The 25,546-nt window shown below is 35.1% G+C and carries 21 protein-coding genes, 1 pseudogene and 1 riboswitch; of the genes and pseudogenes, 17 read left to right on the forward strand and 5 right to left on the reverse strand.

Going from position 1 to position 25,546, the window contains the following annotated elements:
- Positions 1-111 precede the first annotated feature (111 nt).
- The 3 genes from ACKJXD_RS02045 to ACKJXD_RS02055 all read left to right on the forward strand — a co-directional run bounded on the left by ACKJXD_RS02045 (position 112) and on the right by ACKJXD_RS02055 (position 2,634).
- Positions 112-1,269, forward strand: a complete 1,158-nt coding sequence (locus ACKJXD_RS02045) for an MFS transporter (protein WP_430875364.1) — start codon at positions 112-114, stop codon at positions 1,267-1,269.
- Between the two features lie 105 nt (positions 1,270-1,374).
- On the forward strand, positions 1,375-1,962 hold the full coding sequence (locus tag ACKJXD_RS02050; RefSeq protein WP_430875365.1) for a hypothetical protein: 588 nt from the start codon (positions 1,375-1,377) through the stop codon (positions 1,960-1,962).
- 30 nt (positions 1,963-1,992) lie between these two features.
- On the forward strand, positions 1,993-2,634 hold the full coding sequence (locus ACKJXD_RS02055) for an HAD family hydrolase (protein WP_430875366.1): 642 nt from the start codon (positions 1,993-1,995) through the stop codon (positions 2,632-2,634).
- Positions 2,635-2,732: 98 nt separating this feature from the next.
- Here the strand turns inward: ACKJXD_RS02055 and metG are convergent, their stop codons facing one another.
- Complete coding sequence (gene metG / locus ACKJXD_RS02060) at positions 2,733-4,760, reverse strand: methionine--tRNA ligase (protein WP_294827324.1); 2,028 nt, start codon at positions 4,758-4,760, stop codon at positions 2,733-2,735.
- 240 nt (positions 4,761-5,000) lie between these two features.
- On the opposite strand from metG, the gene apbC reads away from it, so the two are divergent.
- Complete coding sequence (gene apbC, locus ACKJXD_RS02065; RefSeq protein ID WP_430875367.1) at positions 5,001-6,068, forward strand: iron-sulfur cluster carrier protein ApbC; 1,068 nt, start codon at positions 5,001-5,003, stop codon at positions 6,066-6,068.
- 101 nt (positions 6,069-6,169) lie between these two features.
- On the opposite strand, the gene ACKJXD_RS02070 is transcribed toward apbC, so the two are convergent.
- Together ACKJXD_RS02070 and ACKJXD_RS02075 are read right to left on the reverse strand one after the other, a co-directional pair.
- On the reverse strand, positions 6,170-6,931 hold the full coding sequence (locus ACKJXD_RS02070; protein WP_220215573.1) for an acid phosphatase: 762 nt from the start codon (positions 6,929-6,931) through the stop codon (positions 6,170-6,172).
- Between the two features lie 294 nt (positions 6,932-7,225).
- A complete protein-coding gene (locus tag ACKJXD_RS02075; protein ID WP_220215574.1) occupies positions 7,226-7,579 on the reverse strand; it encodes a DMT family protein in 354 nt (117 codons plus the stop codon).
- A gap of 189 nt (positions 7,580-7,768) precedes the next feature.
- Between ACKJXD_RS02075 and ACKJXD_RS02080 the strand changes: the two genes are divergently transcribed.
- Positions 7,769-8,935 carry a sugar transporter gene (locus ACKJXD_RS02080; RefSeq protein ID WP_267359412.1) on the forward strand — a complete coding sequence of 389 codons (1,167 nt, stop codon included), beginning with the start codon at positions 7,769-7,771 and terminating at the stop codon, positions 8,933-8,935.
- Between the two features lie 38 nt (positions 8,936-8,973).
- On the opposite strand, the gene ACKJXD_RS02085 is transcribed toward ACKJXD_RS02080, so the two are convergent.
- Positions 8,974-10,893 (reverse strand): ABC transporter ATP-binding protein, encoded by a 1,920-nt coding sequence (locus ACKJXD_RS02085; RefSeq protein ID WP_430875368.1) that lies wholly within the window; start codon positions 10,891-10,893, stop codon positions 8,974-8,976.
- A gap of 176 nt (positions 10,894-11,069) precedes the next feature.
- Between ACKJXD_RS02085 and ACKJXD_RS02090 the strand changes: the two genes are divergently transcribed.
- Positions 11,070-13,262, forward strand: coding sequence for a hypothetical protein (locus ACKJXD_RS02090; RefSeq protein WP_430875369.1), 2,193 nt, complete (start codon positions 11,070-11,072; stop codon positions 13,260-13,262).
- Positions 13,263-13,309: 47 nt separating this feature from the next.
- On the opposite strand, the gene glyA is transcribed toward ACKJXD_RS02090, so the two are convergent.
- Positions 13,310-14,566 carry a serine hydroxymethyltransferase gene (gene glyA / locus ACKJXD_RS02095; protein ID WP_430875370.1) on the reverse strand — a complete coding sequence of 419 codons (1,257 nt, stop codon included), beginning with the start codon at positions 14,564-14,566 and terminating at the stop codon, positions 13,310-13,312.
- 382 nt (positions 14,567-14,948) lie between these two features.
- Between glyA and ACKJXD_RS02100 the strand changes: the two genes are divergently transcribed.
- The 11 genes and pseudogenes from ACKJXD_RS02100 (at position 14,949) to thiM (ending at position 25,536) form a co-directional block, all read left to right on the forward strand.
- Positions 14,949-16,385, forward strand: a complete 1,437-nt coding sequence (locus ACKJXD_RS02100; protein ID WP_430875371.1) for a sulfatase-like hydrolase/transferase — start codon at positions 14,949-14,951, stop codon at positions 16,383-16,385.
- Between the two features lie 13 nt (positions 16,386-16,398).
- A pseudogene (locus ACKJXD_RS02105) lies at positions 16,399-17,021 on the forward strand (LysE family transporter).
- Between the two features lie 213 nt (positions 17,022-17,234).
- Positions 17,235-18,197 carry an arabinose-5-phosphate isomerase GutQ gene (gene gutQ, locus ACKJXD_RS02110; protein ID WP_220215581.1) on the forward strand — a complete coding sequence of 321 codons (963 nt, stop codon included), beginning with the start codon at positions 17,235-17,237 and terminating at the stop codon, positions 18,195-18,197.
- Between the two features lie 186 nt (positions 18,198-18,383).
- The gene (gene aroK, locus ACKJXD_RS02115; protein ID WP_220215582.1) at positions 18,384-18,905 is read left to right on the forward strand and encodes a shikimate kinase AroK; all 522 of its coding nucleotides are present in this window, start codon (positions 18,384-18,386) and stop codon (positions 18,903-18,905) included.
- Positions 18,906-18,976: 71 nt separating this feature from the next.
- Positions 18,977-19,747 (forward strand): SPOR domain-containing protein, encoded by a 771-nt coding sequence (locus tag ACKJXD_RS02120; RefSeq protein WP_220215583.1) that lies wholly within the window; start codon positions 18,977-18,979, stop codon positions 19,745-19,747.
- A 46-nt stretch (positions 19,748-19,793) separates the two neighbouring features.
- Complete coding sequence (locus tag ACKJXD_RS02125) at positions 19,794-20,615, forward strand: Dam family site-specific DNA-(adenine-N6)-methyltransferase (RefSeq protein ID WP_220215584.1); 822 nt, start codon at positions 19,794-19,796, stop codon at positions 20,613-20,615.
- Between the two features lie 38 nt (positions 20,616-20,653).
- Positions 20,654-21,331, forward strand: coding sequence for a ribulose-phosphate 3-epimerase (gene rpe, locus ACKJXD_RS02130; protein ID WP_220215585.1), 678 nt, complete (start codon positions 20,654-20,656; stop codon positions 21,329-21,331).
- On the forward strand, positions 21,324-22,019 hold the full coding sequence (locus ACKJXD_RS02135) for a phosphoglycolate phosphatase (protein WP_220215586.1): 696 nt from the start codon (positions 21,324-21,326) through the stop codon (positions 22,017-22,019). The genes rpe and ACKJXD_RS02135 overlap by 8 nt, the downstream gene beginning before the upstream one ends.
- 38 nt (positions 22,020-22,057) lie before the next feature.
- The gene (gene trpS / locus ACKJXD_RS02140; RefSeq protein WP_220215587.1) at positions 22,058-23,053 is read left to right on the forward strand and encodes a tryptophan--tRNA ligase; all 996 of its coding nucleotides are present in this window, start codon (positions 22,058-22,060) and stop codon (positions 23,051-23,053) included.
- Positions 23,054-23,174: 121 nt separating this feature from the next.
- Positions 23,175-24,536, forward strand: a complete 1,362-nt coding sequence (gene trkA, locus ACKJXD_RS02145) for a Trk system potassium transporter TrkA (RefSeq protein WP_430875372.1) — start codon at positions 23,175-23,177, stop codon at positions 24,534-24,536.
- Positions 24,537-24,604: 68 nt separating this feature from the next.
- Positions 24,605-24,705, forward strand: a riboswitch (TPP riboswitch).
- 45 nt (positions 24,706-24,750) lie between these two features.
- Positions 24,751-25,536, forward strand: coding sequence for a hydroxyethylthiazole kinase (gene thiM / locus ACKJXD_RS02150; RefSeq protein ID WP_430875373.1), 786 nt, complete (start codon positions 24,751-24,753; stop codon positions 25,534-25,536).
- Positions 25,537-25,546: the final 10 nt, after the last annotated feature.

Here is a 25,546-nt window from a genome sequence, read left to right on the forward strand (position 1 = left end):
TATAAAACACAATATATTTAAACAACAAATAATGTTGTACTTAAAACAAATTTGGCTTTATAATTCAATCATTGTACTTTAACTACAATAATTGTATATATAGAGCTTAAAATGAAATATAAATTAATCATAGGTACCTTGTGCATTCCTCTTCTTGCACTTGGTGTCGTTACCCAACTTTATTTACTAATGCCTGTCTCAACCAATCTGTTACAATTTATTAAACATGCTACGACCAATAATATAGGATTATTAACCACTCTATTTGGCTTTTTTTACGCTGTCGGGTTAATTATCTGGGGAAGTTTATCTGATCGAATTGGCAAGGATTTAACCTTAATCATCGGTCTATTATTACTTGCTTGTGTTAGCTTTATCGTACCACTGCTACACAACTATTATTTATTATTATTTGCTCGTGCAGTTCAAGGCTTTTGTGCTGCTTCGTTTCCTCCCGTGGCTTTAGCTTGGGTTTCAATTAATCTGCCAGATAGTTCAAAACCTAAAGCAATATCCCTGATCAGTTGCGCATTTTTACTTGCAGCAACGATTGGTCAATGGCTAGGGTCATTATTGATTTCGAACTCCCTTTATTATGCAATGTGGTTTTTAACAGGCATTTATGCATGTGGCGCAACTATTTTTTACTTTTATTATTTAAAAAACAAACAAAACTATCAGGTTACCCCAAGCGCAACACTCCTTTCAATATGTTGCAAGATACCTAATATACTCACTAATAGAAAGTTATTACCAGTATATCTATGCTCGTTATTTGTATTACTTAGTTTTGTCTCACTTTATTCTGTGTTGCACCGTAGTGCACTTATCGTATATGTTCCAACTTTAAGAAACATTAGCATCATTGCTATGCTATTTAGTTTAACCTCCAGTTATCTATTTAAAGTGATCAAACCAGCGTATGTTCTTGCGATAGCACTTTGCTTAATGGCTTTTTCATTATTTATACATACGTTTTTCTTAACTGATCGATTAAACACATTGGTTATTCTCTATTTCTGTCATTTCATGCTAATTATTGGTCTTGCGTATGCTGTTCCTTCCATGATCGTATGTATAGCAACGCAATCCGAGATAAAAGATCGCGGTATTGCCACATCACTGTATACCTGTATTTTATTTATCGGAGCAAGCCTTGGAGCATTATTACCGACATTTATTACCCCTCCTATTTTGATAACATCGCTTTCTATTTTACTTATGGTCTGCGCAATACAACTCATTTTAAATTTAAAAGCTCATCATTAAGGATATTGATTTATGATAAAACAACTAACCATACTGACATTTATATTAAGTTTTTTTTATTCAAATTGTTACGCACAGCAACTTAACCAAACTAAGGAAACGCCTATGACTTCAACACAATTGGCAAAAATCAGCACACAACTTTCCCCAAACTTTCAGCAATTATTACCTGATAATGAGCTTAATTTTAATTTAGTGTTAACACATAAAGGACTACACAACAAGCAACCGGTAACGTTATACCGTTTTGAACCACAAGAAACCATGCATCTTAATAGCCAACATGTTTCATTTTTATTCGATGATAATTCAAATAAATTGCAAGGATTTGTTAGATTATTACCACAGTATCAATCAACTAAAGCACAAGTGACGAAAGATAAAGCATTAGCAATAACGCTCAAATTTCTTGAAACTTATGCACCAGATTTATTGAAAAATTATAATAATAATTGGATAGATACCCATGATGAAGAGATTATGGTGAATGGTAAAAAAGTGACTTTAACTGGCATGAAAGTTAAATGCCGCGATTTAAATACAGGTCTTTACTTTTGGACAATTATTGCACCGGATGAAACTATCATGGTTTTTGAAAGAGATGTTGAGTGGGACTTTATTCGTGCTGGTCGTCAAACACAAAAATGGCTACATGACAGTTGGTTAAGAAAAAATTATAAAGAAGCGAAATAATTATGGATATTAAACTCATGGGAGAGATTAATGAATGAAGCGGCTTTTTTTAATGTTGATAATACGCTAATCAACATCGAAAGTATGTTTGATTTTTATCACTATTGGACTGAAATAACAGGAAATAAAGATAATTCTTATATTGAAAACTTCCAAAAGGATATGGCTGACAACATTCCAAGAACAATTGTTAATGAAAAATATTACCAACAATTCCAAGGTCAAACTTTAGAAAGTCTAAATGATAAAGCGAATAAATGGTTTGAAGACTTATTTAGAAAACAACAACCATTAATACATAAAACAATAGAGCGTTTATACCTTCATAAAAAAGTAAATCATAAAATTATTTTTGTCTCTAGCTCAATGATTTCTTTGTTAAAACCATTTGCAAAATATTTGGGCGCAAATGATATTCTTTGCACAACACTAGAAATTAAAAATGGAATATTAACAGGGAATATTTTACCACCGCAAATAATTGGAGAGGGAAAACAGATCGCTATAAAACAGTATGCAGAGGTAAATAATATCAACTTGGAAAGATCTTTTGCATATGGAAATGATATATCAGATATACCCATGCTTGAAACTGTCGGCAATGCTGTTTGTGTTTACCCTAAAACAGATCTATTAATGTATGCAAAAGAAAAAAGTTGGGAAATTTTATGAAACAAACTTTTAACGAGTTTTAAACTCGATTATTTACTTGAAAACATCTTAACAAGCTTTTAACTTGTTAAGATGTAAATAAGTTAAAATACAGCTGATTACGAAATCCGCATACCCGGTTTTGCGCCACTATCAGGCGACAATAAGTAAACGCCTTCACTATCATCTTTACCACTTGCACAAAGTACCATGCCTTCAGAGATACCAAAGCGCATTTTACGAGGCGCTAAGTTAGCGATCATAATCGTTAATCTGCCCACTAAAACTTGAGGATCAGGATAAAACTCTTTAATACCTGAAAAGACATTACGAGTTTCGTCTCCAATATCAAGTGTAAGTTGCAATAATTTGTCTGATCCTTCAACAACACATGCATTTTTAATTAATGCAACACGCATATCCACTTTTGCAAAATCATCAAAATTGATCGTGTCAGCAATCGGTTCAGCAACTTTTTCTTTAGCTGGCGTCGCTAATGCAGCTTGTTGTTTTGTTTCATCAATCATAGCAGTAATTTTATCCATATCTATACGGTTAAATAGGGCTTTAAATTTGTTAATATTGTGTCCGGTCAAAGGTTGATTAATCGAATCCCATGTTAATTGGCTATTTAAAAATGCTTCAGTGCGTTCTGCTAATGCTGGCACAATAGGTTTTAAATAGGTCATTAAAATACGGAATAGATGAATCCCCATTGAACAAATATCTTGTAATGCTTGATCTTGCCCTTCTTGTTTTGCCACAACCCATGGCGCTTTTTCATCTATATAACGATTTGCTTCGTCAGCCAGTGCCATAATTTCACGTATTGCTTTACCTGATTCACGTTGTTCAAAATAATCGGCAATTACTTTTGATTTTTCAATAAACAAAGCATAAAGTTCTGGCTCAGCAAGATTATCAGACAATTTACCGTCAAAACGTTTACTAATAAAGCCTGCCGAACGGGATGCAATATTAACAACTTTATTAACTAAATCACTATTAACACGTTGGACAAAATCTTCCAAATTTAAATCGATATCATCAATATGTGGCGACAATTTCGCTGCATAATAGTAACGCAAGCAGTCTGGATCTAAATGTTTTAAGTAAGTACTTGCCTGAATAAAAGTTCCACGTGATTTTGACATTTTTGCACCATCAACCGTGACATAACCATGGACAAAAATATTGGAAGGTTTACGATGTTCACTACCGTCTAACATTGCCGGCCAAAATAGACTATGGAAGTAGACAATATCTTTACCGATAAAATGATAAAGTTCAGTCGTTGAGTTTTTATTCCAAAACTCATCAAATATTGCTTTATTATTTTTATTACAGTAGTTAAGGAAAGATCCCATATAACCTATTGGCGCATCTAACCAAACATAAAAATATTTACCGGGTGCATCCGGAATTTCAAACCCAAAATAAGGAGCATCACGACTAATATCCCAAGGTTGTAATCCTGCTTCAAACCACTCTTGCATTTTATTCGCAACTTGATCTTGCAATGTGCCCGATCGGATCCATGCTTGTAACATTTCTGAAAAAGCAGGCAAATCAAAAAAGAAATGCTCTGAGTCTTTCATTATTGGGGTTGCACCAGAAATAACCGATTGAGGATTAATGAGATCAATTGGATTATAAGTTGCACCACAAACTTCACAATTATCCCCATATTGATCTGGTGCTTTACAACGTGGACACGTGCCTTTCACAAATCGATCAGGTAAAAACATCTGTTTTTCTGGATCAAATAATTGTGATATTACTTTTGTTTTGATATAACCATTGGCTTTTAGCTTTTTATAAATCTGTTCAGATATCTCTCGATTTTCTGGGCTATGCGTTGAATGGTAATTGTCATAACTGATGTTAAATCCAGCAAAATCACGTTGATGCTCAGTTTTAACTTCTGCAATCATCTGTTCAGGCGTCATCCCTAATTGTTGGGCTTTAAGCATGATTGGCGTACCATGCGCATCATCTGCACAAATAAAGTAAATCTCATTGCCACGCATTCGTTGATAGCGTACCCATACATCAGCCTGAATATGTTCTAGCATATGTCCTAAGTGAATTGAACCATTTGCATAAGGAAGTGCACAAGTCACTAATATTTTGCGTTTTGTTGTCATGTCAATTTAATACCTTTTATTACATAATGTCGGGAATAGTACATCAAACATGGGATTATCGCTAGATTTATGCCATAATTTAATAAAATTTCTTTCCAGATTCAGAAAAATTAGCAAACTAATCACTCACGATATTTTGGAAAGAACAAAATAATTTGCCTGTTCTCAATATTTTACTTAAATAAGAATGGTCACTATACAAACCAGCATAAAAACAGATAAAAATGAAGGCTAATCACCATGGAACCCAAAAAGATTCTTGAAAATTTTGCTCACCCTACTTTGCGAAAAAATTTAATCGAATTAGGTGCAGTTAAAAAGTGTGAAATGGAAAATCAAACTTTGCATATTCATTTAACGATGCCCTTTGCATGGCAAATCACTTTTGAAGAGTTGAAAAAAACTGTTACACCTCAATTACTCGAACTTGACGGTCTAAAACAAGTCAATTGGCAAATTGATTTCAACATTGCCACCCTTAAACGAGCAAACCATCAACAAGCGATAAAAAACATTAAAAACATCATCGCTATTAGCTCTGGTAAAGGTGGAGTCGGTAAATCATCAACCGCGATTAACCTTGCGCTTGCACTGCAAAAACAAGGCGCCAAAGTTGGTATTTTAGACGCAGATATTTATGGCCCTTCTATACCTACCATGTTAGGAACCGAAAAACAACAGCCACTTACTCCAGACAATAAACATATGACTCCAATTATGGCCTATGAATTAGCCAGTAACTCGATTGGCTATTTAGTCGATTCAGATGGAGCTATGGTATGGCGAGGACCAATGGCAAGTAAAGCATTATTGCAAATTTTACAAGACACGCTTTGGCCTGAACTTGATTATTTAGTAATTGATATGCCACCAGGTACAGGAGATATCCAATTAACACTCGCGCAAAGCATTCCTGTTACTGCCGCGGTGATTGTTACCACGCCACAAGATATTGCCTTAATCGACGCTAAAAAAGGAATCACAATGTTTAATAAGGTTAATGTTCCGACGTTAGGCATTGTCGAAAACATGAGTTACCATATCTGTGAAAATTGTGGGCATCATGAGGCAATTTTTGGTGAAGGTGGCGCTGCACAGCTTGCCGAAAAATATCAAACTCAATTACTTGGGCAAATACCGCTACATAAAATGTTGCGACAAGACCTTGATTCCGGAACGCCAACAGTTATTAGTCATCCAGACAGTGAATTTACTCAAAATTATTGTCGAATTGCTGGGCAACTTGCCAGTGAATTATATTGGCAAGGCGAAGCGATTTTACCGGATATCTCATTTAAAGCGTTATAGTAGTTTAACTTGATATTGGTTGTTTAACGAAACAGCCAATATCAGCCTTAAATTGATAAACATTGGATTTACAATCCAGTCATAGCCGTTGTTAACTTTTATTACTTTTTGCTTTGTTGATTGGTTTTTAAGTGGTTAAACTCCATTTTGGCTTTTGCTAATTGTTGATTAAACTGCGAATTAGCGTGCAATTGAGCAACGACACTCGCCGCCATCACTCTAGCTGCATCAATATCACTTTGCCAATGGTATCCACAAATAACACGACTTTCACCCACTTCAAGACCACGTTTTAAAATTTCATTTTGACGTTGTGGGTTGATTTCAGCTAACACCAGCGATATAGCAAAACCAATTGTTGTATGTCCTGATGGATAAGATCCATTGGTAGACAGCGTTTTTTCGTCTTCTGGTCGGCAAGTCGGCTCATTGAAAAATGAAAATGGTCGAATACGGTTGTAATAATTTTTAGCAGAACGAGTAGCCAGATCACCAGCATCTTCTTTCATTGTAGTAATTAATTTATAAATTTCGGGCGTTTTGGTTGCCGATATGTCTAATCCAAAAGACTTTGAAAATTGCTCAGTAACATTTTCTTTACTCGAATCCGCATCAACATAAGCTTGCTTTCCTCGTTCGGTATGACGCATCGATTTACCCCAATCATACATAGCTTTATCTCTTAAAAATTCGACACTGGTAAATGCAGGAGGAGGGGGTAACAATTGGAAACTATCGGGAGCTTCATTTTCGGTAAGAAAATAGTCATTGGGATGTGTTGTCACATCTTTTATTTCTAGAGCAAATGCTTGGAGACAAAATAAAACATACAACACAATACTTTTAACTAACATTTTTTGCATAGCCATCCCCTTTATCTTTCTCGATATCAATATTCCAATATGGTTTGTATACAAATGATTAAATGTCTTATTACACTTTTCATATAATGAAGTCGTCTAAATCATTTAGTTTAATAACTTTGATTTATTTAGTATTTATCAATGTTAAAATGGATTATTGAATTAATAAATGGCAACATTTATATTATGTGATAACTATCACATTCCCATATAGATCCCTTTCAAATAGTGATACTAAGATTAAATAATCTTTTTTGATTTAATCATACTTGTTGAATAAAGACTCATTTAGAGTTAAGAAAAAATCTTATCTCTAAACATAAAAAATACTGCGCCAAGCAAACAGAAACCAGCCCAAATATAATCAGTTTTAAAAGGTTCTTTTAAGATAAAAATTGAAAAAGGTATAAAGACAGATAAGCTTATGACTTCTTGAATAATTTTTAATTGACCAGCGGTGGCAACTTGAAAGCCTATACGATTAGCAGGAACCTGCAATAAATACTCAAATAGCGCAATACCCCAACTAATAAAAACGGCAACAATCCAGACTTGATTATGCAAAAAACGTAAATGACCATACCAAGCAAACGTCATAAACATATTACTAAAAATTAATAAACATATTGTAATAAGAAGTTGATTCATGATTATCATCATTGTAAGTAGAAAGGTATGGATATTATATACCTGTTGCGAATGAAGGTACAAAATCGATAAAGAATGCCGATTAGTTGTCATCAAAGATGATAGAATTATCTTTGCTGTCTGTTTAATAAAGAACATTATTCAGTTATAATGACTATCAATCTATTTATCCCTTCTTTGAAAAACAACATGATAAATAATGCTAATAAACGGTCTCGAATTTGGTCGTCAATATTATGTTTGGCATTTGCAGCATTTATTTTTAATACCACCGAATTTGTTCCTGTAGGGTTATTACCCAACATCGCTAAAAGTTTTTCAATGGATGAAGCGCATGCTGGATTATTATTAACTATCTATGCTTGGTCTGTTTCATTATTATCGTTACCCTTAACGGTATTAACCTCAAAAATGGATCGCCGAAAACTCCTTGTTTTCTTATTCTGTTTATTTATTGGTAGCCATATCTTAGCGGGTTTTGCTTGGGATTTTTATAGTTTAATGGTAGCCAGAATTGGGATCGCCTGTGCGCACGCTGTATTTTGGGCTATTACTACGCCTTTAGCTGTTCGACTTGCACCCAATGGCAAAAAAGCTAAAGCAATGGGCTTTATTGTTGTTGGCGTTTCAATGGCAACAATTTTAGGTATTCCAATTGGCACGATAATTGGACAAGTTGTTGGTTGGCGGATTACTTTTTTATGTATCGGTTTTATTGCTTTTTGTGTCATGGTTTCATTACTCTATTTATTACCGCCTGTGCCAAGCACAGACACCTTATCTATCCGTGATATTCCGAAAGTACTTAAACGACCAGTATTACTTAATATCTATCTGTTAACAGCAATTATTATTACTGGGCATTTTTGTGCTTATACCTATATCACCCCATTTATGATAAATGTCGGTGGCTTTAACGAAAAAGTGGTGGTTAGCATACTATTAGCTATTGGTTTTTCAGGTATGATCGGTAGTGTTGTCTTTGCTAAATATTCGGATAGACATCCAACAGCAATTCTAATCATCCCTTTGTTATTATTGATGATTTGTTTACTTTCACTCTATGTTTGCTCGTTCAATTTAATCACTGCAATCTTACAAGGCATGTTATGGGGACTTGCGATCACCATCATCGGCATGGTTATGCAAAGTAAAGTCATTGATGTTGCTCCAGATGCAGCTGATATTGCAACATCTGTTTATTCAGGTATTTATAATATCGGCATTGGAGCAGGTGCGTTTGTAGGTAGCCAAGTATTAGTCAGACTATCAACCGAGTATATCGGGTTTATTGGTGCAATATTTGTCATTTTCGCATTAGCACTCTTTTTTGTATTAACAAAAAGAACATGGTAAATGCTAACAAGAGCTTGCCAAGCAAGCTCTTAACACGACTATTGTTGACTTAACGACTCAAGCGCTTCCCAACGTGCAAAGATGGCTTCTAGTTCAGCTTCTTTATTGGCTAAGTCAGTTAAAATCGGGCTCGTCACCTCGTGGGGTTGATTGAAAAAGTCACTGTGCCCTATTTGCGCTTGTAAATCAGCTATTGCTAATTCCAATTGCTCTATTTGGCTTGGTAACTGTGCTAATTCACGTTGTTCATGATAACTTAACTTTACTTTCTTTTTCGCTTCAGGCACGTTAGCTTGAGCAGTTACCGCTTTTTCATCTTTTTTAACCGGTGCACTATTTTTATTCACCGACACGGGTTTTGCTTGCTGCTGTTGCTGTAAAGCATCAGTATATCCGCCTGCATAAATACCGATATGACCTTTTTCTTCAAAAAACCAACATTGAGTAACCACATTATCAACAAACTGTCGATCATGGCTAACCAATAAAACGGTGCCTTGATAATCATTGACTAGCTCTTCTAATAACTCTAATGTTTCAATATCCAGATCATTGGTGGGCTCATCGAGTACTAATAAATTACTTGGTTTTAAAAATAATTTAGCTAACAATAAACGATTTCGCTCCCCCCCTGATAATGCACGAACAGGAGTTCTGGCGCGTTTAGGTGGAAACAAAAAGTCCTGCAAATAGCCAAGCACGTGACGAGATCGACCATTAACCATCACCTCTTGTTTACCTTCAGCCAAATTATCCATCACTGTCTTTTCAGGATCCAATTCAAGTCGATACTGATCAAAATAAGCGACTTCCAATTTGGTACCACAATGGACGCTACCCGATGTCGGCTGTAAGTTACCTAACATCAGCTTTAAAAGTGTTGTTTTACCTATACCATTAGGACCAATCAGCGCAATTTTATCACCACGTAATACTTGTACCGTAAAATCATTAACCAATAATTTATCTGCGACTTGATAGCTCACATTATCTAACTCAAAAACAATCTTGCCAGAGCGCAACGCTTCTTCAATTTGCATTTTCGCACTGCCCATGACTTGGCGACGCTGCGCATACTCTTGTCTCATTGCTTTTAAAGCACGTACTCTACCTTCGTTACGTGTTCGACGAGCTTTAATCCCTTGACGTATCCAGACTTCCTCTTGAGCTAACTTTTTATCAAATTCTGCATTTTGCAACTCTTCTACACGCAAGGCCTCTTCTTTACCAATAAGGTAGCTATCATAGTCCCCACCCCATGAAGCCACTTTTCCCCTATCGAGATCAATAATACGTGTTGCCATTTGTCGAATAAAAGAACGATCATGTGAAATAAATACAATACTGCCATTAAAGCTTTTTAAAAACTCCTCAAGCCATTTAATCGTTTCAATATCTAAATGGTTAGTTGGCTCATCCAGTAATAACACTGACGGTTGACACACTAATGCTTTAGCCAATGCAGCTTTACGTAACCACCCACCTGATAAGGATGACAGTAGCGCATCACCATCTAATGAAAGTGAAGAGATAACATTACGAATGCGATTATCAAGTTGCCAACCATTTTGTTGATCTAATTGCTCTTGTAATTTCGCTAATTTAGCCAAATTACTTTCACTAGGATCGAGTTCAATACGATGAGATAAATCATAATAATCCCTCAATATTTGAGCTTGTTCTTTTAAGCCTTCTGCAACGAAATCAAAAACATTTCCTTGAATATCCCTTGGAGGATCTTGTTGTAAACGTGACACAACAACATTATTCTCATAAATAATTTGACCTTCATCTAACGGTACTTCTTTATTAAGGACTTTAAGCAGTGTTGATTTACCGGCTCCATTACGTCCGACAAGACAGACTCGCTCATTAGCTTCAATTGACATATCAATATGATCAAGTAGAGGCGCATCGCTAAAGGAAAGGTAAGCATTTGTGAGGTTGATTAATGACATATTCTGTATTTTTATTTGGCAATTAACTGATATAACGTTATTCTATCATAAAGTTGCCTTAAGCAACTAAAATCAATTCGCCAAAATTTTACTAAAAACTTCGCTAAAGTGAAATTACTGTTCTCTTTCCTTAAACAACTAATACTGTTATATTTATTTAATTAAAGGAAATATAAATGAATTTCAGTATGGAGGTTATTATGAGTCATATGTGGACATTTCAACGTGTTGGTGGCTTAGATCAAGTTGTATTTAAAAATGCGCAAGACATTATCAATTTACCCAATCTTGATCCAAAATTATGGGTTGCACTGAGTTGTCCTACAACTGGACTAGATTTTGACAAAAGAACGTTAACATTATTAGATGAAGACCAAGATGGGCGCATTAGAATACCTGATATTTTAGATGCGATAAGCTGGACAAGAAGTAAAATACTCTCTTTCGAAACAATTTTGAATGCTTCCGATGTGTTACCTTTGTCACAAATTGATACCACAACCGAAGATGGACAAAAGTTACTAGTCACAGCGAACAGTATTCTTACCAGTTTAAATAAAAGTGGTTATGATTATTTAACCCAAGAAGATGTCCAAAAATCGATTAAGATTAATTCAGGCAAATTATACAACGGTGATTTAATATTCCCACCTTCAAATGAACTTTCATCTGACATGCAAACTTTTATTAAATCTGCAATAAAAACCGTTGGTGCTGAAAAAGATATGAGCGGTGAAGAAGGTATTAACTTAGCCATTGCCATGACATTCGTCAAAAATCTACAAACATGGAAACAATGGCAAACCGATATCAGAAACACCCAAACACCATTTGGTGAAAATAGTTCAGAAATATGGAATTTAGTTCAAACATTAAAACCCAAAATTGATGATTATTTTTTGCGAGTCGAACTTGCTCAATATGCCCCACAAGCACAAACAGCATTAAATGTTGATGAAAAATATATCGTTCCAACTGAGAATGGTTTACTATCAGATGAAGCGTTAGCAGAATTACCTTTATCTAAAATTGATACCCACAACTTCCTTGATCTAGTAAATGGTCTCAATCCTTTATGGAAAACTAAAATTACACGATTTAAGAGTCTTGTTTCTCCACTCTTAACAAATCCTAATCAATTAACAGAAGAGGAATGGCAACACATTCAATCAAGTCTGGATGCTTATTCTTCTTTGATTAATTCGTCACCAAAAATGGAAAAGTTAGAGGTTACAATTCAACCTACTGCTAGTATTGAAGAGTTATCGACCAGTACAATTAATAATATAATAAAAAAAGATTTATTTTCTCAATTCCAAGAGATGGTTGAGCAAGATAATAAAACCCCAATTTCTGCTTCCGATGTGCTAATTTTAGAAAAACTAGTTCTCTTTCATAAACATCTTTATCGTTTATTGGTTAATTTTACCTCTTTTTCAGATTTCTTTTCACTTGAAAAAAGAGCAGCATTTCAACTTGGTAAACTCTATATTGATGGTCGCTGTGCAACACTTTGTGTTTCAGTTGATAACATTGCCAAACATTCAACGATGTCTGGTTACTCAGAGTTATGCCTACTTTATTGTGAATGTACACGAAAAGGTGAAAAAAAGCTGATCGCCGCAGCCATTACCGCTGGACAAGGTGATTTATTGATTGAAGGTCGAAATGGTGTATTTATTGACAACGATGGTAATGATTGGGATGCTAATGTGGTTAAAATTATCACAAAACCAATCAGTATCCAGCAAGCCATATGGGCACCTTATCAACGTATTGGTCGCCTTATTACTGAACAAATTAACAAATGGGCAACCAGTAAGGACGCTGATATCGAAAAAACCGGTACACAAGTCTTACAAAATCCAGAGACTAAATTTGATATTGGCAAAAGTGTCGGTATATTTGCCGCAATTGGTTTAGCTATTGGCGCAATCGGTACCGCTTTAGCAACTATTTTCCAAGCGCTATTTTCATTAAGCTGGTGGCAACTTCCTTTGGTTATTATTGGATTATTCTTAGTCATATCGGGACCTTCTGTCATTTTGGCTTGGCTAAAATTAAGGCACCGAACACTTGGACCACTTCTTGAAGCATCCGGTTGGGCAATTAATGGGCAAGTTAAGATAAACTTATTATTAGGCGGATTACTCACTAGTAAAGCGGAATTACCAAAAAATGCTAAACGTAATTTACGAGATCCAATGAGAAAACGTCGTAATAAATTTGCTATTGTATTTTGGATAGCTTTAGTATTAGGTATAGGTATAACAGGTGGATGGTTATGGCATAAAGGTCATATAAAACACTTTATAGAGCAACATAAGCAAGAACTCATACAAAAAACTAGTGACACAGAAAAACAATAAAAACAAATCAATGATTATCGCCGATGATTGGCGATAATCATTATATCTTAATGTTGATAAACAGGTAAACGCCGACATATTGCTAATACTTTTTCTTTAACAGCTTGAATAGCTTGTTCATCATCAATATTATCTAAAACATCACAAATCCAATTAGCCAATTCACGAGACTCTGGCTCTTTAAATCCTCGCCTTGTAATCGCTGGTGAACCAATACGAATACCTGATGTCACAAATGGACTTTGTGGATCTTTTGGTACACTATTTTTATTCACGGTAATATTTGCACTACCTAATGCTGCATCGGCTTCTTTACCTGTAATTTTTTTATCGACTAAATCAATCAAAAATAGATGATTGTGTGTTTCACCTGAAACAACTTTATAACCCCGCTTTAAAATCACATCAACCATTGCTTGTGCATTTTTAACGACTTGCTGTTGGTATTGTTGATAAGCTGGTTCCATTGCCTCTTTTAATGCCACCGCTTTTGCTGCAATGACATGCATTAAAGGCCCACCTTGGGCACCCGGAAATACCGATGAATTTAATTTTTTATAAAGATCTTCACTACCACCTTTTGCCAAAATTAATCCCCCCCTTGGTCCACCAAGGGTTTTATGGGTTGTTGTGGTGACCACATGCGCATAAGGAACAGGATTTGGATAAACACCTGCTGCCACTAAACCTGCAACATGCGCCATATCCACAAATAAATAAGCACCCACACTATCAGCAATTTCACGCATACGCTTCCAGTCAACAATACCAGAATAAGCAGAAAAACCACCAATAATCATTTTAGGTTTCGACTCCTTAGCAATGGTCGCTAACTGTTCATAATCGATACGACCTGCCTCATCAACACCATAGGCAACCACATGATAAAGCTTGCCTGAAAAACTAACTGGTGCACCATGGGTTAAATGACCACCTTCAGATAAATTCATACCCAGTACTGTATCGCCAGGATTTAATAACGCAGTATATACGGCAAAATTAGCTTGCGAACCGGAATGGGGTTGTACGTTAGCATAATCAGCACCAAATAACGTTTTAGCTCGTTCAATAGCCAGTTTTTCAACGATATCAACATATTCACAACCACCGTAGTAACGTTTATCTGGATACCCTTCTGCATATTTATTGGTTAATTGAGAACCTTGTGCTTGCATGACTCTTGGGCTGGCATAATTTTCAGATGCAATTAATTCAAGATGATCTTCTTGACGTTGTTCTTCACCCTTAATGGCATCCCACAACTCCTTGTCATAATCGGCAATAGTCATTTCTTTACTAAACATTTTGACTCCTTATTTTCAATTACATTGGCTTTTAGGCTGTTGGTTAACTTTATGCTTAAAAATCACGATGAATTATCCTTACCTATTCAACATTTTATTTCAATCTTTTTTATGAGTTATAAATAATATTTATAGAAATAAGATTATAAAAATATCGATATGCTAAATATCCGATTAACTTATCAAATGGTTATGATTTAACCTTAACAAAAAAATGTTAATTTTTAATTTATTTTTTGATAAATAATAGATTAATTACACTCAAAATTGTCAGTTAACAGCATTCTATCTAGCTATTGAAATAAAAATACTCGCTGCTTTTTATTTTTCATAATATTAAGTATATACTTATGCAAAAGTTAATTATTGAGTATTTTGTTCTATGCCACTTTCGACATTAATTGTTTTACCTCTTTTAATTATTACCGTCGTGGTTGCCTCTTTTTTTAAACGCAAAAAGTGGCAACTGCTGGTGATCAGCCTGTTGACAGTTTTTATTGTCATGGAGTTAACTTCAATCTATTTTAGTGGCGGCTTTATAGATTATCAGTTTTACGTCAATTTAAACATCAATGACATTGTACAAGGATTATTTATTTTTAAAGTACAAGCACTCTTGGTTACTGCTGTCTTTTTGGGTTTTGTATTTTTACTGTTCAAGTTAGCGGGTTTATTTAAACGCAAATGTCATCCATTACTGCGTTTGGTATTTGCTATCATTGCCATTATCAGCATCAGTTATCACAATGGCCCTTTAAGCCGTTTATACGAAATTTATCAAGTGACAAACGCACCGCGGGAATCATTTGAACAAGCTCTACAAATGCTCAATATGACTGACTATACTAATAAAAATCAGTTAATTAGTCATAAAGGAAAAAATATTGTCGTCATTTCGTTAGAATCGTTTGAGCAAGGTTTTTTAGATTTTGCGGATATCACACCGAATTTAAGACAATTACGTCAAACATATACTTTCTTCCCGAATATGCCAATGAGTGTTGGTAGTAGCTGGACAACTGCATCAATGTATACTTACATGACGGGCGTGCCTTTTTTAATTGGTGGATACTCAACTTCTCCATTGATGAAAAGTAATCAAACTCAATTAATTAACTTAGGTGATGTCCTTAAAAAAGCGGGATATCAAACTCGCTATGTTATGGCTGGCCCTGACTTTGCTGGTATCGGTCACACAGCTGAACTATTGGGAATGCAAGTTGTTTCGGAAAAAAATTATCCATCCCAATACCCTAAAGCACCATTTGGATTATATGACAAAGATATTTTTGATATCGCTAAAAAACAAATTAATGATATGAATGAGGCAAATCAACCTTTTGCTTTATTTATTTCAACCGTTTCAACCCATGCCCCTAATGGATTTTACGATGAACGAATGGCATCGGTTATTACACCTAAAGATGACAATATGTCATTTGTTGCTGCCTCACTGGATTATAATGTCGGACAATTTATCCAGTATTTAGAGCATAACGGATTGCTTGAAGATACGATCTTTTATATTTTTCCAGATCACTTAATGATGGGTTCAGGTACCCCTACCATTAATCGCCTATCTCAAAAAGAGCGTAAACTTTATTTATTAACGAATGCAAAATCTGAAAATTTGAACAAATCTCCCGATCAAACAATCTATCAAATTGATTTGCCTAGATTGATTTTAAATGGTGCACAAATTAAAAGTAATGCTAAATTTTTAACCGATTATCTAACCGAAACCGACAGGGATAAAAAACAATTTATTGAACAAAATAAATCCAAAATCGCAACCTTAAATCATTCTGCAGAACAATAAAAATAGGGTTAAAATGACTGTCGATACCATGCTCATAGTTACTACCGTTAGTTTTTTGGGAATGATTTCGCCCGGGCCCGACTTTTTTTAGTTTTAAAAAATAGTTTAAGCTATAGCCGAAAAATAGCTTTATTCACGTGTTTGGGTATCATCATCGCCATATTAATCCATATGAGCTATTGTGTTGCAGGTATCGCATTACTAATTTCTACAACACCTATACTCTATAATGCATTACGTTATGTTGGTGCTACATACTTAATTTGGATAGGAATTAAAGCGTTACTTGCCAAAAATAGGGGTTCTAATTATATAGGTTCCGTATCAAATAGTAGAATAATCACCACCAAAACAGCTTTTATTCAAGGTTTTTTATGTAACTTGCTTAATCCTAAAGCGACTTTATTTTTTCTAGCCATATTTACTCAAGTACTAAATGAAAATTCTACACTGTATGATAAATTATTAGTTGCTCTGATTATTTGGACGGAAGCCATTTTGTGGTGGCCTTTTGTCGTCTTTATTTTCCAAACCCAGACCATCCAAAGACGCTATTATAAAGTACAGTTTATCATTGATAAAATCTTAGGGATTATGATTGTGATACTAGGTTTGAAAGTTGCTTTAGGAAGTTAAACCAACAATACTAACTTAAATTAACACTTATGTAAGTCTCTATTGAACGTCAGTATTGCTAATTCAAAAAAAATAACTCGCTTTATTTTTGAATATTTGGCTGTTACTTGATACACTGTGAGCTAACATAATAAATCATTATTTACATTTTTAATTATAAAATGATACAAATCATATGGTTACCGTTTAAAGACATTCCATAGGCTAATTGAAATGGATAAATTATTAAAATATGGTCGAGAACTTCTTGAGTTAGAATTAAGCGAAGCTCAAAAATTACCTCAACGCCTAGGCGAAGATTTTATTAAAGCTTGCAAACTCATTTTGATGGCAAAGGGGAAAATTGTTGTATCAGGTATTGGAAAATCGGGACATATTGGAAAAAAAATTTCAGCTTCTTTAGCAAGTACTGGCTCTCCTTCTTTTTTTATGCATCCAACAGAAGCGCTACACGGAGATCTAGGTATGGTAAGTGAAAACGATGTTGCTATTCTAATCTCATATTCTGGTCGTGCAAAAGAGTTTAACTTTATACTTCCAATACTGGCTTCAATGAATGTTCCTGTTATTGCAATAACTGGGACATTAGACTCACCATTAGCAAAAGCGGCAGATGCTGTGATTGATATTTCAATTGAAAAAGAAGCATGCCCTATGGGATTAGCACCAACATCAAGTTCAACTAACACCTTATTGATGGGGGATGCACTCGTTATTGCTGTGATGCGAGCTAGAGGTTTTAAAGAAGAAGATTTTGCTCGTTCACATCCAGCTGGTAGTCTAGGTGCAAAATTACTTAATCAAGTTAAAGATGTAATGAGAACAGGTGAATCAATTCCAAAAGTTTCACACACTGCAACAGTTTTTGACGCAATGCTGGAACTTAGTAGGACTGGCGTTGGATTAGTGGCAATCTGTCAGGATGATAATAAAATTATAGGGGTATTTACAGATGGAGATTTAAGACGATTGTTGTTAAAAAATGGTACACTACATGACAGTATAAAAACTGTTATGACGAGTCCCGGATATAGAATACCCGCAAGTTGGAAAGCGACTGAAGCTTTAAAATCATTTAATTATCACAATATTACTGCTGCACCTGTAGTGAATACTGAAGGTGAATTAGTTGGCGCTTTAAATATACATGATCTGCACCAGGCAGGTATCAGCTAAAACTATTGCTAAAATACCTATTGCAAAAAGGGGCTTTCTATTGAGATAATTACCACCCTAAATTTTTGTCGTATTAGACGGAGATACAAGAAATGTTACACAATAGGCATCATATGATTGTTAAAATCATCAAAGTTTTTATTGTGTGGTAAATTTTAACCAAAATTAATAGATGATGAAACTACAATGGCAGAAAAGCGAAATATTTTTCTAATTGGCCCTATGGGGGCAGGAAAAAGCACAATAGGTCGACAAATTGCGCAACAATTAGGCATGGAGTTTTTTGACTCAGATCAAGAGATCGAAAAACGTACGGGTGCTGATATTGCCTGGATTTTTGACTTAGAGGGTGAAGACGGATTCCGCGCCAGAGAAGAGAAAGTCATTAATGAATTGACTGAGAAACAAGGTGTAGTCCTAGCAACTGGTGGAGGTTCAGTGTTATCTAAAGAAACACGTAACCGATTATCAGCTCGTGGGATTGTGATCTATCTAGAAACAACGATTGAAAAACAAATGGCAAGAACTCAAAAGGATAAACGTCGTCCATTATTACAAGGTGGCAATACTCCTCGAGAGCTATACGAAGAACTTGCAGATGAACGTGAACCACTTTATCAAGAAATTGCAGATATTACTATCAAGACAGATGAACAGAGTGCTAAAGGTGTTGCTGGTTATATTATCGATAAAATAGAGCAAATTTAGACTATTAATTTTTATTATTAAAGTTGATACTGAACTAATAACATAGCAACTCAGTAAGTTAAGGAGTAAATATGCGTGTAGATAGAGATGACCGTTACATATCAGAAAAAGCAAATAAAGACTCTAAAACTTCATTAAAATTACTAAATTTAGTTGAAAATTTTTCTAAACCAAAATTAATAATTCTTGGTTGTGCCGTCGTCATTTTTTTGATATCACTCTATTTTGTGCTATTTAGTTCTTCAAATAAAAATGAGCCAACGCCATTGACGCCTCCTGACGTCAATGGATCTTTATTATCGAATACTGATAACAATATTAATGAATCAATAGGTAGTGCTTCAAACCTTTCTATAGGTAACACGCATGCAACTAATTCCGATTCTTTAACCAATAATCAAGCTACATCTGTATTAAGTGGAAATTCAATTGAGCAACAAACACACACAAGTAAATATAATTCAAAAAATGAACCAAATTATTCTAATGAAACTCAAACGGTCAAACAGAAAGTAAATACTCAAACAAAAAGGACTGTTGGAAATACAAGTAACTCAAAAAATATTAATTCAATTTTCAACAATGATGACTATACCATTCAACTTAGTGCATCATCATCAATTGAAAATTTAAAAAAATTAGCTGAAAGATATAACATTACTGATTACCAAATTTATGAAACTAAACGCGATAATAATAGTTGGTTTGTTTTAGTAAAAGGTAAATATTCATCATATGATGAAGCACAAAAAGTTATCAAGTCTTTACCGAGTGCACTACAAAAAGCTAATCCATGGGTCAAATCTGGCGCAGCAATAAATAAAGAGAAAATTGGAAAGTAAAGGATATGGTTCATTTATCCTATCAAAAACAACATAGGAGTTTCCGTTGAAAAAACAACGAGCCTTTTTAAAATGGGCTGGAGGAAAATATGAACTTGTGGACACCATTAGGCAGTATCTACCAGAGGGAGATCAACTGATTGAACCTTTTGTTGGTGCAGGTTCCGTCTTCTTAAATACCAATTATAAAAGCTACCTTTTAGCTGATATTAATAATGATTTAATTCAATTATTCAATTTATTAAAAACGAAACCGAATGAGTTTATTAATGATTTAAAAACATTGTTCAAACCTCAGAATAATCAGCCTGAGGCATTTTATCAATTAAGAGAGGTATTTAATTATAGTAAAGATCAATATTTACGATCTTTATTATTTATTTATTTGAATCGCCACTGTTATAACGGTTTATGCCGTTATAACAATAGTGGGTATTTTAATGTACCATTTGGTCGCTATAAAACAATCTATTTTCCAGAAAAAGAACTTAACTTTTTTGCACAAAAAGCACAAAATGCGGAATTTATATGTGCACCCTATCAACAGGTTATGAAAAAAGCAAAGCAAAATTCTGTGATATACTGTGATCCACCCTATTTATCACCAAATGAATCGGCCGGATTTACGGCTTATTATTCAAATAATTTTGGCTATGAAGAACATAAAAAACTCTCTAAATTAGCCGAAAAAATAGCTTATAAAAATAATATTCCAGTACTGGTATCCAATCATGACACGGATTATACAAGAACGTTATACAGTAAAGCTCGCCACCTTTATCGAGCTGAAATGCGACGCTCAATTAGCTGTGATGGTGAAGGTCGAAAAAAAATTGACGAAATATTAGCGTTATACAAAAAATATTAAAAAATTTAAGTATAAGCTTCTATGATTAGAGGTATGTTATGAAAGAGTTTATTATTGCACCATCAATACTTTCAGCAAATTTTGCTTGTTTAGGTGAAGAAACACAAAAAGTGATTGATGCAGGAGCTGATGTAATCCATTTTGATGTCATGGATAATCATTTTGTACCTAATCTGACAATGGGAGCAATGTTTTGCCAAGCGCTACGTGACTACGGCATAAACGCCCCAATCGATGTCCATTTAATGGCATCACCTGTCGAAGAACTTATTGTCTCTTTTGCAAAAGCTGGTGCTAGCAATATCTCTATTCATCCCGAAGCAACGATTCATCTTGACCGAACGTTGCAACTTATCAAAGATCATGGTTGTACCGCTGGTTTAGTTTTTAATCCGGCGACTCCGTTAGATCATTTAGATTATGTAATGGATAAAATTGATATTGTTTTATTAATGGGGGTTAACCCCGGTTTTGGTGGGCAATCATTTATCCCATCAACTTTAAAAAAATTACAACAAGTTAAACAACGCATTATTGAATCAGGGCAAAAAATCAGGCTTGAAATTGATGGCGGTGTCAAAGTTGAAAATATTGCAGAAATAGCCAAAGCTGGTGCTGATATGTTTGTTGCAGGATCTGCTATTTTTGGACAACCTGATTATAAAACAGTTATTGATGCTATGCGAAAAGAATTAGCAGGAGTTAAACATGCCTAAACTGGATGACATTCAAGCGATAGCATTTGATCTGGACGGCACACTCGTTGATAGTGTACCCGGACTTGCATTAGCTATTCAGCAAATGCTTGCTGATTTACAATTACCCACAGTTAGCAAAGATCAAGTAAAAAATTGGGTAGGTAATGGTATCGATGTTATGTTAGAACGTACATTTAAAGCAATCGATATTACCCCAACAGCAGAATTGTTTAGCCATGCTAAAAATTGCTTTAATCAGCACTACGATAAAGTTATCGATGCAGAAACAAAACTCTTTCCACATGTTAAAGAGACCTTAAAAACACTTTATGATAACCATTATCCATTAGCACTTGTTACCAATAAACCTGCACAATTTTTACCTGCTTTATTAGCATCATTAGGCATTAAAGAATATTTCAAACTGGTGCTAGGTGGAGGTGATGTTATCAAGTTAAAACCTCATCCAGCTCCACTTTATCAAGTTATGGCAACGTTTGGGCTTTTTAACGATCAATTACTCTTTGTCGGTGACTCTAAAAATGATATTACAGCAGCAAAGAATGCTAACTGCCCTACTGTTGCGTTAACTTATGGTTACAACTACGGTGTATCAATAGCGACTAGTGATCCGGATTTTTTATTTGACGATTTCAAAGATATATTAACCTTGTTACCACTGCCCAAAGCTGAGGCAAAAAAATAACAAGTAAAGTAACAGAATGAATAGATTAGGAATAAATTATGAGTAAACCGATTGTATTTAGTGGCGCTCAGCCATCAGGAGAACTAACACTTGGCAACTACTTGGGTGCTTTAAAAAATTGGGTTGCTTTACAAGCGGAATATGATTGCGTTTATTGTATTGTTAACCAACATGCCATTACGGTACGACAAGATCCTCAAAAACTGCGTAAAGCGACCCTTGATACCATGGCGCTTTACTTAGCATGCGGTATTGATCCGAAAAAAAGCACTATATTTGTACAATCTCATGTACCAGCTCATGCTGAATTAGGTTGGGCATTGAACTGTTATACTTATTTTGGTGAACTCAGTCGCATGACACAATTTAAGGATAAATCATCACGACATGCTGAAAACATTAATGCAGGGCTTTTTGATTATCCTGTTTTGATGGCAGCCGATATTTTATTATATCAAGCTAATTTAGTCCCTGTTGGTGACGATCAAAAACAACATCTCGAATTATCCCGTGATATTGCAATGCGCTTTAATGCCCTGTATGGTGATATTTTTACTGTTCCGGAACCCTTTATCCCTAAAGTTGGTGCAAGAGTAATGTCATTACAAGATCCAACGAAAAAAATGTCCAAATCCGATGAAAATCGAAACAATGTAATTGGATTACTTGAAAATCCTAAAGATATTGAGAAAAAAATCAAACGTGCAATGACCGATTCTGATGAACCACCTGTTGTACGTTATGATTTAAAAAATAAAGCAGGTGTATCAAATTTACTAGATATATTAACTGGCGTAACAGGAAAACCCGTCACCGAACTTGAAAAAGAGTTTGAGGGTAAAATGTATGGACATCTTAAAACGGAAGTGGCGACGCAAGTGATTGATATGATAAGTCAATTACAAACACAATATCACCAATATCGTGATGATGAAGATTATCTCTTTTCAATCATGAAAGAAGGCGCTGAAAAAGCTCGAGCTAAAGCGGATATCACATTGAAAAAGGTCTATGACGCTATCGGTTTTGTATAGTCTAAAATCAAATAACATAATTATTATTAACACTAAACAGTATTAATTGGCTTAATATAGGCATTTATTATCACCATAATAATAAAAGATAGAAGAGCCATTTAATTAAAATAGGTTAGTTATGAAGATTATCATTCTTGGGGCAGGACAAACAGGCAGTGCGCTTGCAGAATATCTCGTTACTGAAAAACAGAACGATGTCACTGTTGTCGATGAAGATCATGATAAATTGCAATCTTTGCAAGAGCGCTTTGATTTACAAGTCATTTGTGGAAAATCATCTTATCCACAAGTTCTTGAAAGTGCCGGTGCTGAATCTGCTGATATGCTTGTTGCTGTTACCAATTCTGATGAAATCAACATGATGGCGTGTCAAATTGGGCATGTCATGTTTAATATTCCGCAAAAAGTGGCGCGTATCCGCGCACCGGAATACAATGATAAAAGATATCCTTTTTTTAATAAAGAGTGTATCAATATCGACCATATCATTGCACCAGAAAACCTTATTACTAACCACATTAGTCATCTTGTTCAATATCCAGGCGCATTACAATTTGCCTCATTCAACGATACCCGTGTGTGTTTAGTCGCCGTTATGGCGTATTATGGTGGCGCGCTAGTTGGCAGTGAACTATCAGAGCTTAAAGAACATCTTCCGCATGTTGAAGCCAGAGTCGTTGCTATCTACCGTAAAAATCGCTTTATTCGTCCACTGGGTTCTACCTTAATTGAAGCTGGCGATATGGTGTATTTTATTACTCCGCCAACCAATATCAAAGCCGTGACCAGTGAGCTACAACGTTTAGAAAAACCCTATAAACGAATTATCATTAGTGGTGGTGGCGGCATTGCGCTTGCACTGGCTAAGCGTTTAGAAAATGATTATCAAGTCAAACTAATTGAACGCAATGCCGAACGGGCAGAACTCATTGCTGAACAGTTACTTAATACCACGGTATTACATGGCGAATCATCAGACCAAGAATTGCTATCCCAAGAACAGATTGAACTTACCGATCTTTTTATTGCGGTAACGGGTGATGATGAGTCAAATATTATGTCATCGATGCTAGCGAAAAGAATGGGCGCGAAAAAAGTCATCGTTTTAATCCAAAAACAAGCTTACCTAGAACTCATTAATGATAGTGTGATTGATATTGCTATTTCACCCCAACACGCTACTATTTCTGAACTTTTAAGTCATGTCAGACAAACAGGCATCGTCAAAGTTGTATCACTACGACAAGGCGAATCTGAAATTGTGGAAATCGTTGCGCATGGTGATAAAGAAAATTCAAAACTGGTCGGGAAAAACATCAATGGATTAAAGCTACCGTCTGGGGCAACAATCGGCGCAGTTGTACGTGATGAAGATGTTATTATTATCAACACGGATTTAACGATTGAAGAGAATGATCACCTGATTATTTTCTTGCCGGATAGAAGAGCGATTACCGATATCGAAAAATTGTTACAATAACATCTAAATCGAAATTTTCTATTATACAAACTTGTTAAAAGCCAATAGACAGTTCATAATATAAGCATAATTTTGACTCGGGGTGTTTTTTATTCATTAAAAAACTGAGAGTTTACCCGTTGAACCTGATCTGGATAACACCAGCGTAGGGAAGTCTAGCCATTCAACTTTACAATAGGCAAATTCTTCCCGATAAATCAAATAAGGAATGAACATGTCAGTAACCACATCGCTTCAAATCACTCAAGTTACACCTTTTATTAATCTTGTCAAAACGCAACGACCATTAGTTCATTGTATAACAAATGATGTTGTACAAAATTTTACAGCTAATGTTCTACTTGCTATTGGTGCTTCACCAGCAATGATTATTGCTGAACAAGAAGTGACTGAATTTGTTAAAATTGCTAATAGTTTACTGATTAACATCGGTACAATTAATCCCAATACCGCCAAAAGTATGCTACTTGCAGCAAGCCAAGCTCAACAGAGCCAAACTCCATGGGTACTTGATCCTGTTGCCGTTGGTTCGGCACTTGCTTATCGTACCGAAATTGCGCATCAATTATTATCATTTAAACCCACCGTTATTCGTGGCAATGCTTCGGAAATCTTAGCGCTTAGCGGTCAACTTGCATCATCAAAAGGCCCGGACAGTCAAGACTCGACAAAATCCGCTTTACAATATGCAAAACAATTGGCACAAGATTACCAGACTATCATCGCCATGACTGGTGACATTGATTATATTACTGATGGTCATACGACTTACGCTATAGCAGGCGGTGATATTGCTTTAACCAAAATTACCGGAACAGGCTGTTCCTTATCTGCTATGGTTGCAGCGTTTATTGTAAATTCAACCGATCCACTTTTAGCCACAGCAGCCGCTTGCTATATGATGAAAAAAGCTGGAGAAAAGGCAAATAAACAGCTTGGATTAGGCAGTTTTGCCGTATCGTTATTAGATCAATTATCACAATTTTATTCATCATACTAATAGGGACGTA

The organism is Gilliamella sp. G0441 (genome assembly GCF_050589305.1).
Taxonomy (GTDB): domain Bacteria; phylum Pseudomonadota; class Gammaproteobacteria; order Enterobacterales; family Orbaceae; genus Gilliamella.

What these genes read in the sequence shown, in the direction of transcription:
- ACKJXD_RS02120 (WP_220215583.1), top strand. Translation starts at nt 18,977, where the DNA reads ATGCGTGTAGATAGAGATGACCGTTACATATCAGAAAAAGCAAATAAA.
- glyA (WP_430875370.1), bottom strand. Translation starts at nt 14,566, where the DNA reads ATGTTTAGTAAAGAAATGACTATTGCCGATTATGACAAGGAGTTGTGG.
- ACKJXD_RS02090 (WP_430875369.1), top strand. Translation starts at nt 11,070, where the DNA reads ATGAATTTCAGTATGGAGGTTATTATGAGTCATATGTGGACATTTCAA.
- ACKJXD_RS02085 (WP_430875368.1), bottom strand. Translation starts at nt 10,893, where the DNA reads ATGTCATTAATCAACCTCACAAATGCTTACCTTTCCTTTAGCGATGCG.
- ACKJXD_RS02135 (WP_220215586.1), top strand. Translation starts at nt 21,324, where the DNA reads ATGCCTAAACTGGATGACATTCAAGCGATAGCATTTGATCTGGACGGC.
- ACKJXD_RS02045 (WP_430875364.1), top strand. Translation starts at nt 112, where the DNA reads ATGAAATATAAATTAATCATAGGTACCTTGTGCATTCCTCTTCTTGCA.
- thiM (WP_430875373.1), top strand. Translation starts at nt 24,751, where the DNA reads ATGTCAGTAACCACATCGCTTCAAATCACTCAAGTTACACCTTTTATT.
- ACKJXD_RS02055 (WP_430875366.1), top strand. Translation starts at nt 1,993, where the DNA reads ATGAATGAAGCGGCTTTTTTTAATGTTGATAATACGCTAATCAACATC.
- metG (WP_294827324.1), bottom strand. Translation starts at nt 4,760, where the DNA reads ATGACAACAAAACGCAAAATATTAGTGACTTGTGCACTTCCTTATGCA.
- ACKJXD_RS02050 (WP_430875365.1), top strand. Translation starts at nt 1,375, where the DNA reads ATGACTTCAACACAATTGGCAAAAATCAGCACACAACTTTCCCCAAAC.
- trpS (WP_220215587.1), top strand. Translation starts at nt 22,058, where the DNA reads ATGAGTAAACCGATTGTATTTAGTGGCGCTCAGCCATCAGGAGAACTA.
- ACKJXD_RS02075 (WP_220215574.1), bottom strand. Translation starts at nt 7,579, where the DNA reads ATGAATCAACTTCTTATTACAATATGTTTATTAATTTTTAGTAATATG.
- apbC (WP_430875367.1), top strand. Translation starts at nt 5,001, where the DNA reads ATGGAACCCAAAAAGATTCTTGAAAATTTTGCTCACCCTACTTTGCGA.
- ACKJXD_RS02080 (WP_267359412.1), top strand. Translation starts at nt 7,769, where the DNA reads ATGATAAATAATGCTAATAAACGGTCTCGAATTTGGTCGTCAATATTA.
- ACKJXD_RS02070 (WP_220215573.1), bottom strand. Translation starts at nt 6,931, where the DNA reads ATGCAAAAAATGTTAGTTAAAAGTATTGTGTTGTATGTTTTATTTTGT.
- ACKJXD_RS02100 (WP_430875371.1), top strand. Translation starts at nt 14,949, where the DNA reads ATGCCACTTTCGACATTAATTGTTTTACCTCTTTTAATTATTACCGTC.
- aroK (WP_220215582.1), top strand. Translation starts at nt 18,384, where the DNA reads ATGGCAGAAAAGCGAAATATTTTTCTAATTGGCCCTATGGGGGCAGGA.
- trkA (WP_430875372.1), top strand. Translation starts at nt 23,175, where the DNA reads ATGAAGATTATCATTCTTGGGGCAGGACAAACAGGCAGTGCGCTTGCA.
- gutQ (WP_220215581.1), top strand. Translation starts at nt 17,235, where the DNA reads ATGGATAAATTATTAAAATATGGTCGAGAACTTCTTGAGTTAGAATTA.
- rpe (WP_220215585.1), top strand. Translation starts at nt 20,654, where the DNA reads ATGAAAGAGTTTATTATTGCACCATCAATACTTTCAGCAAATTTTGCT.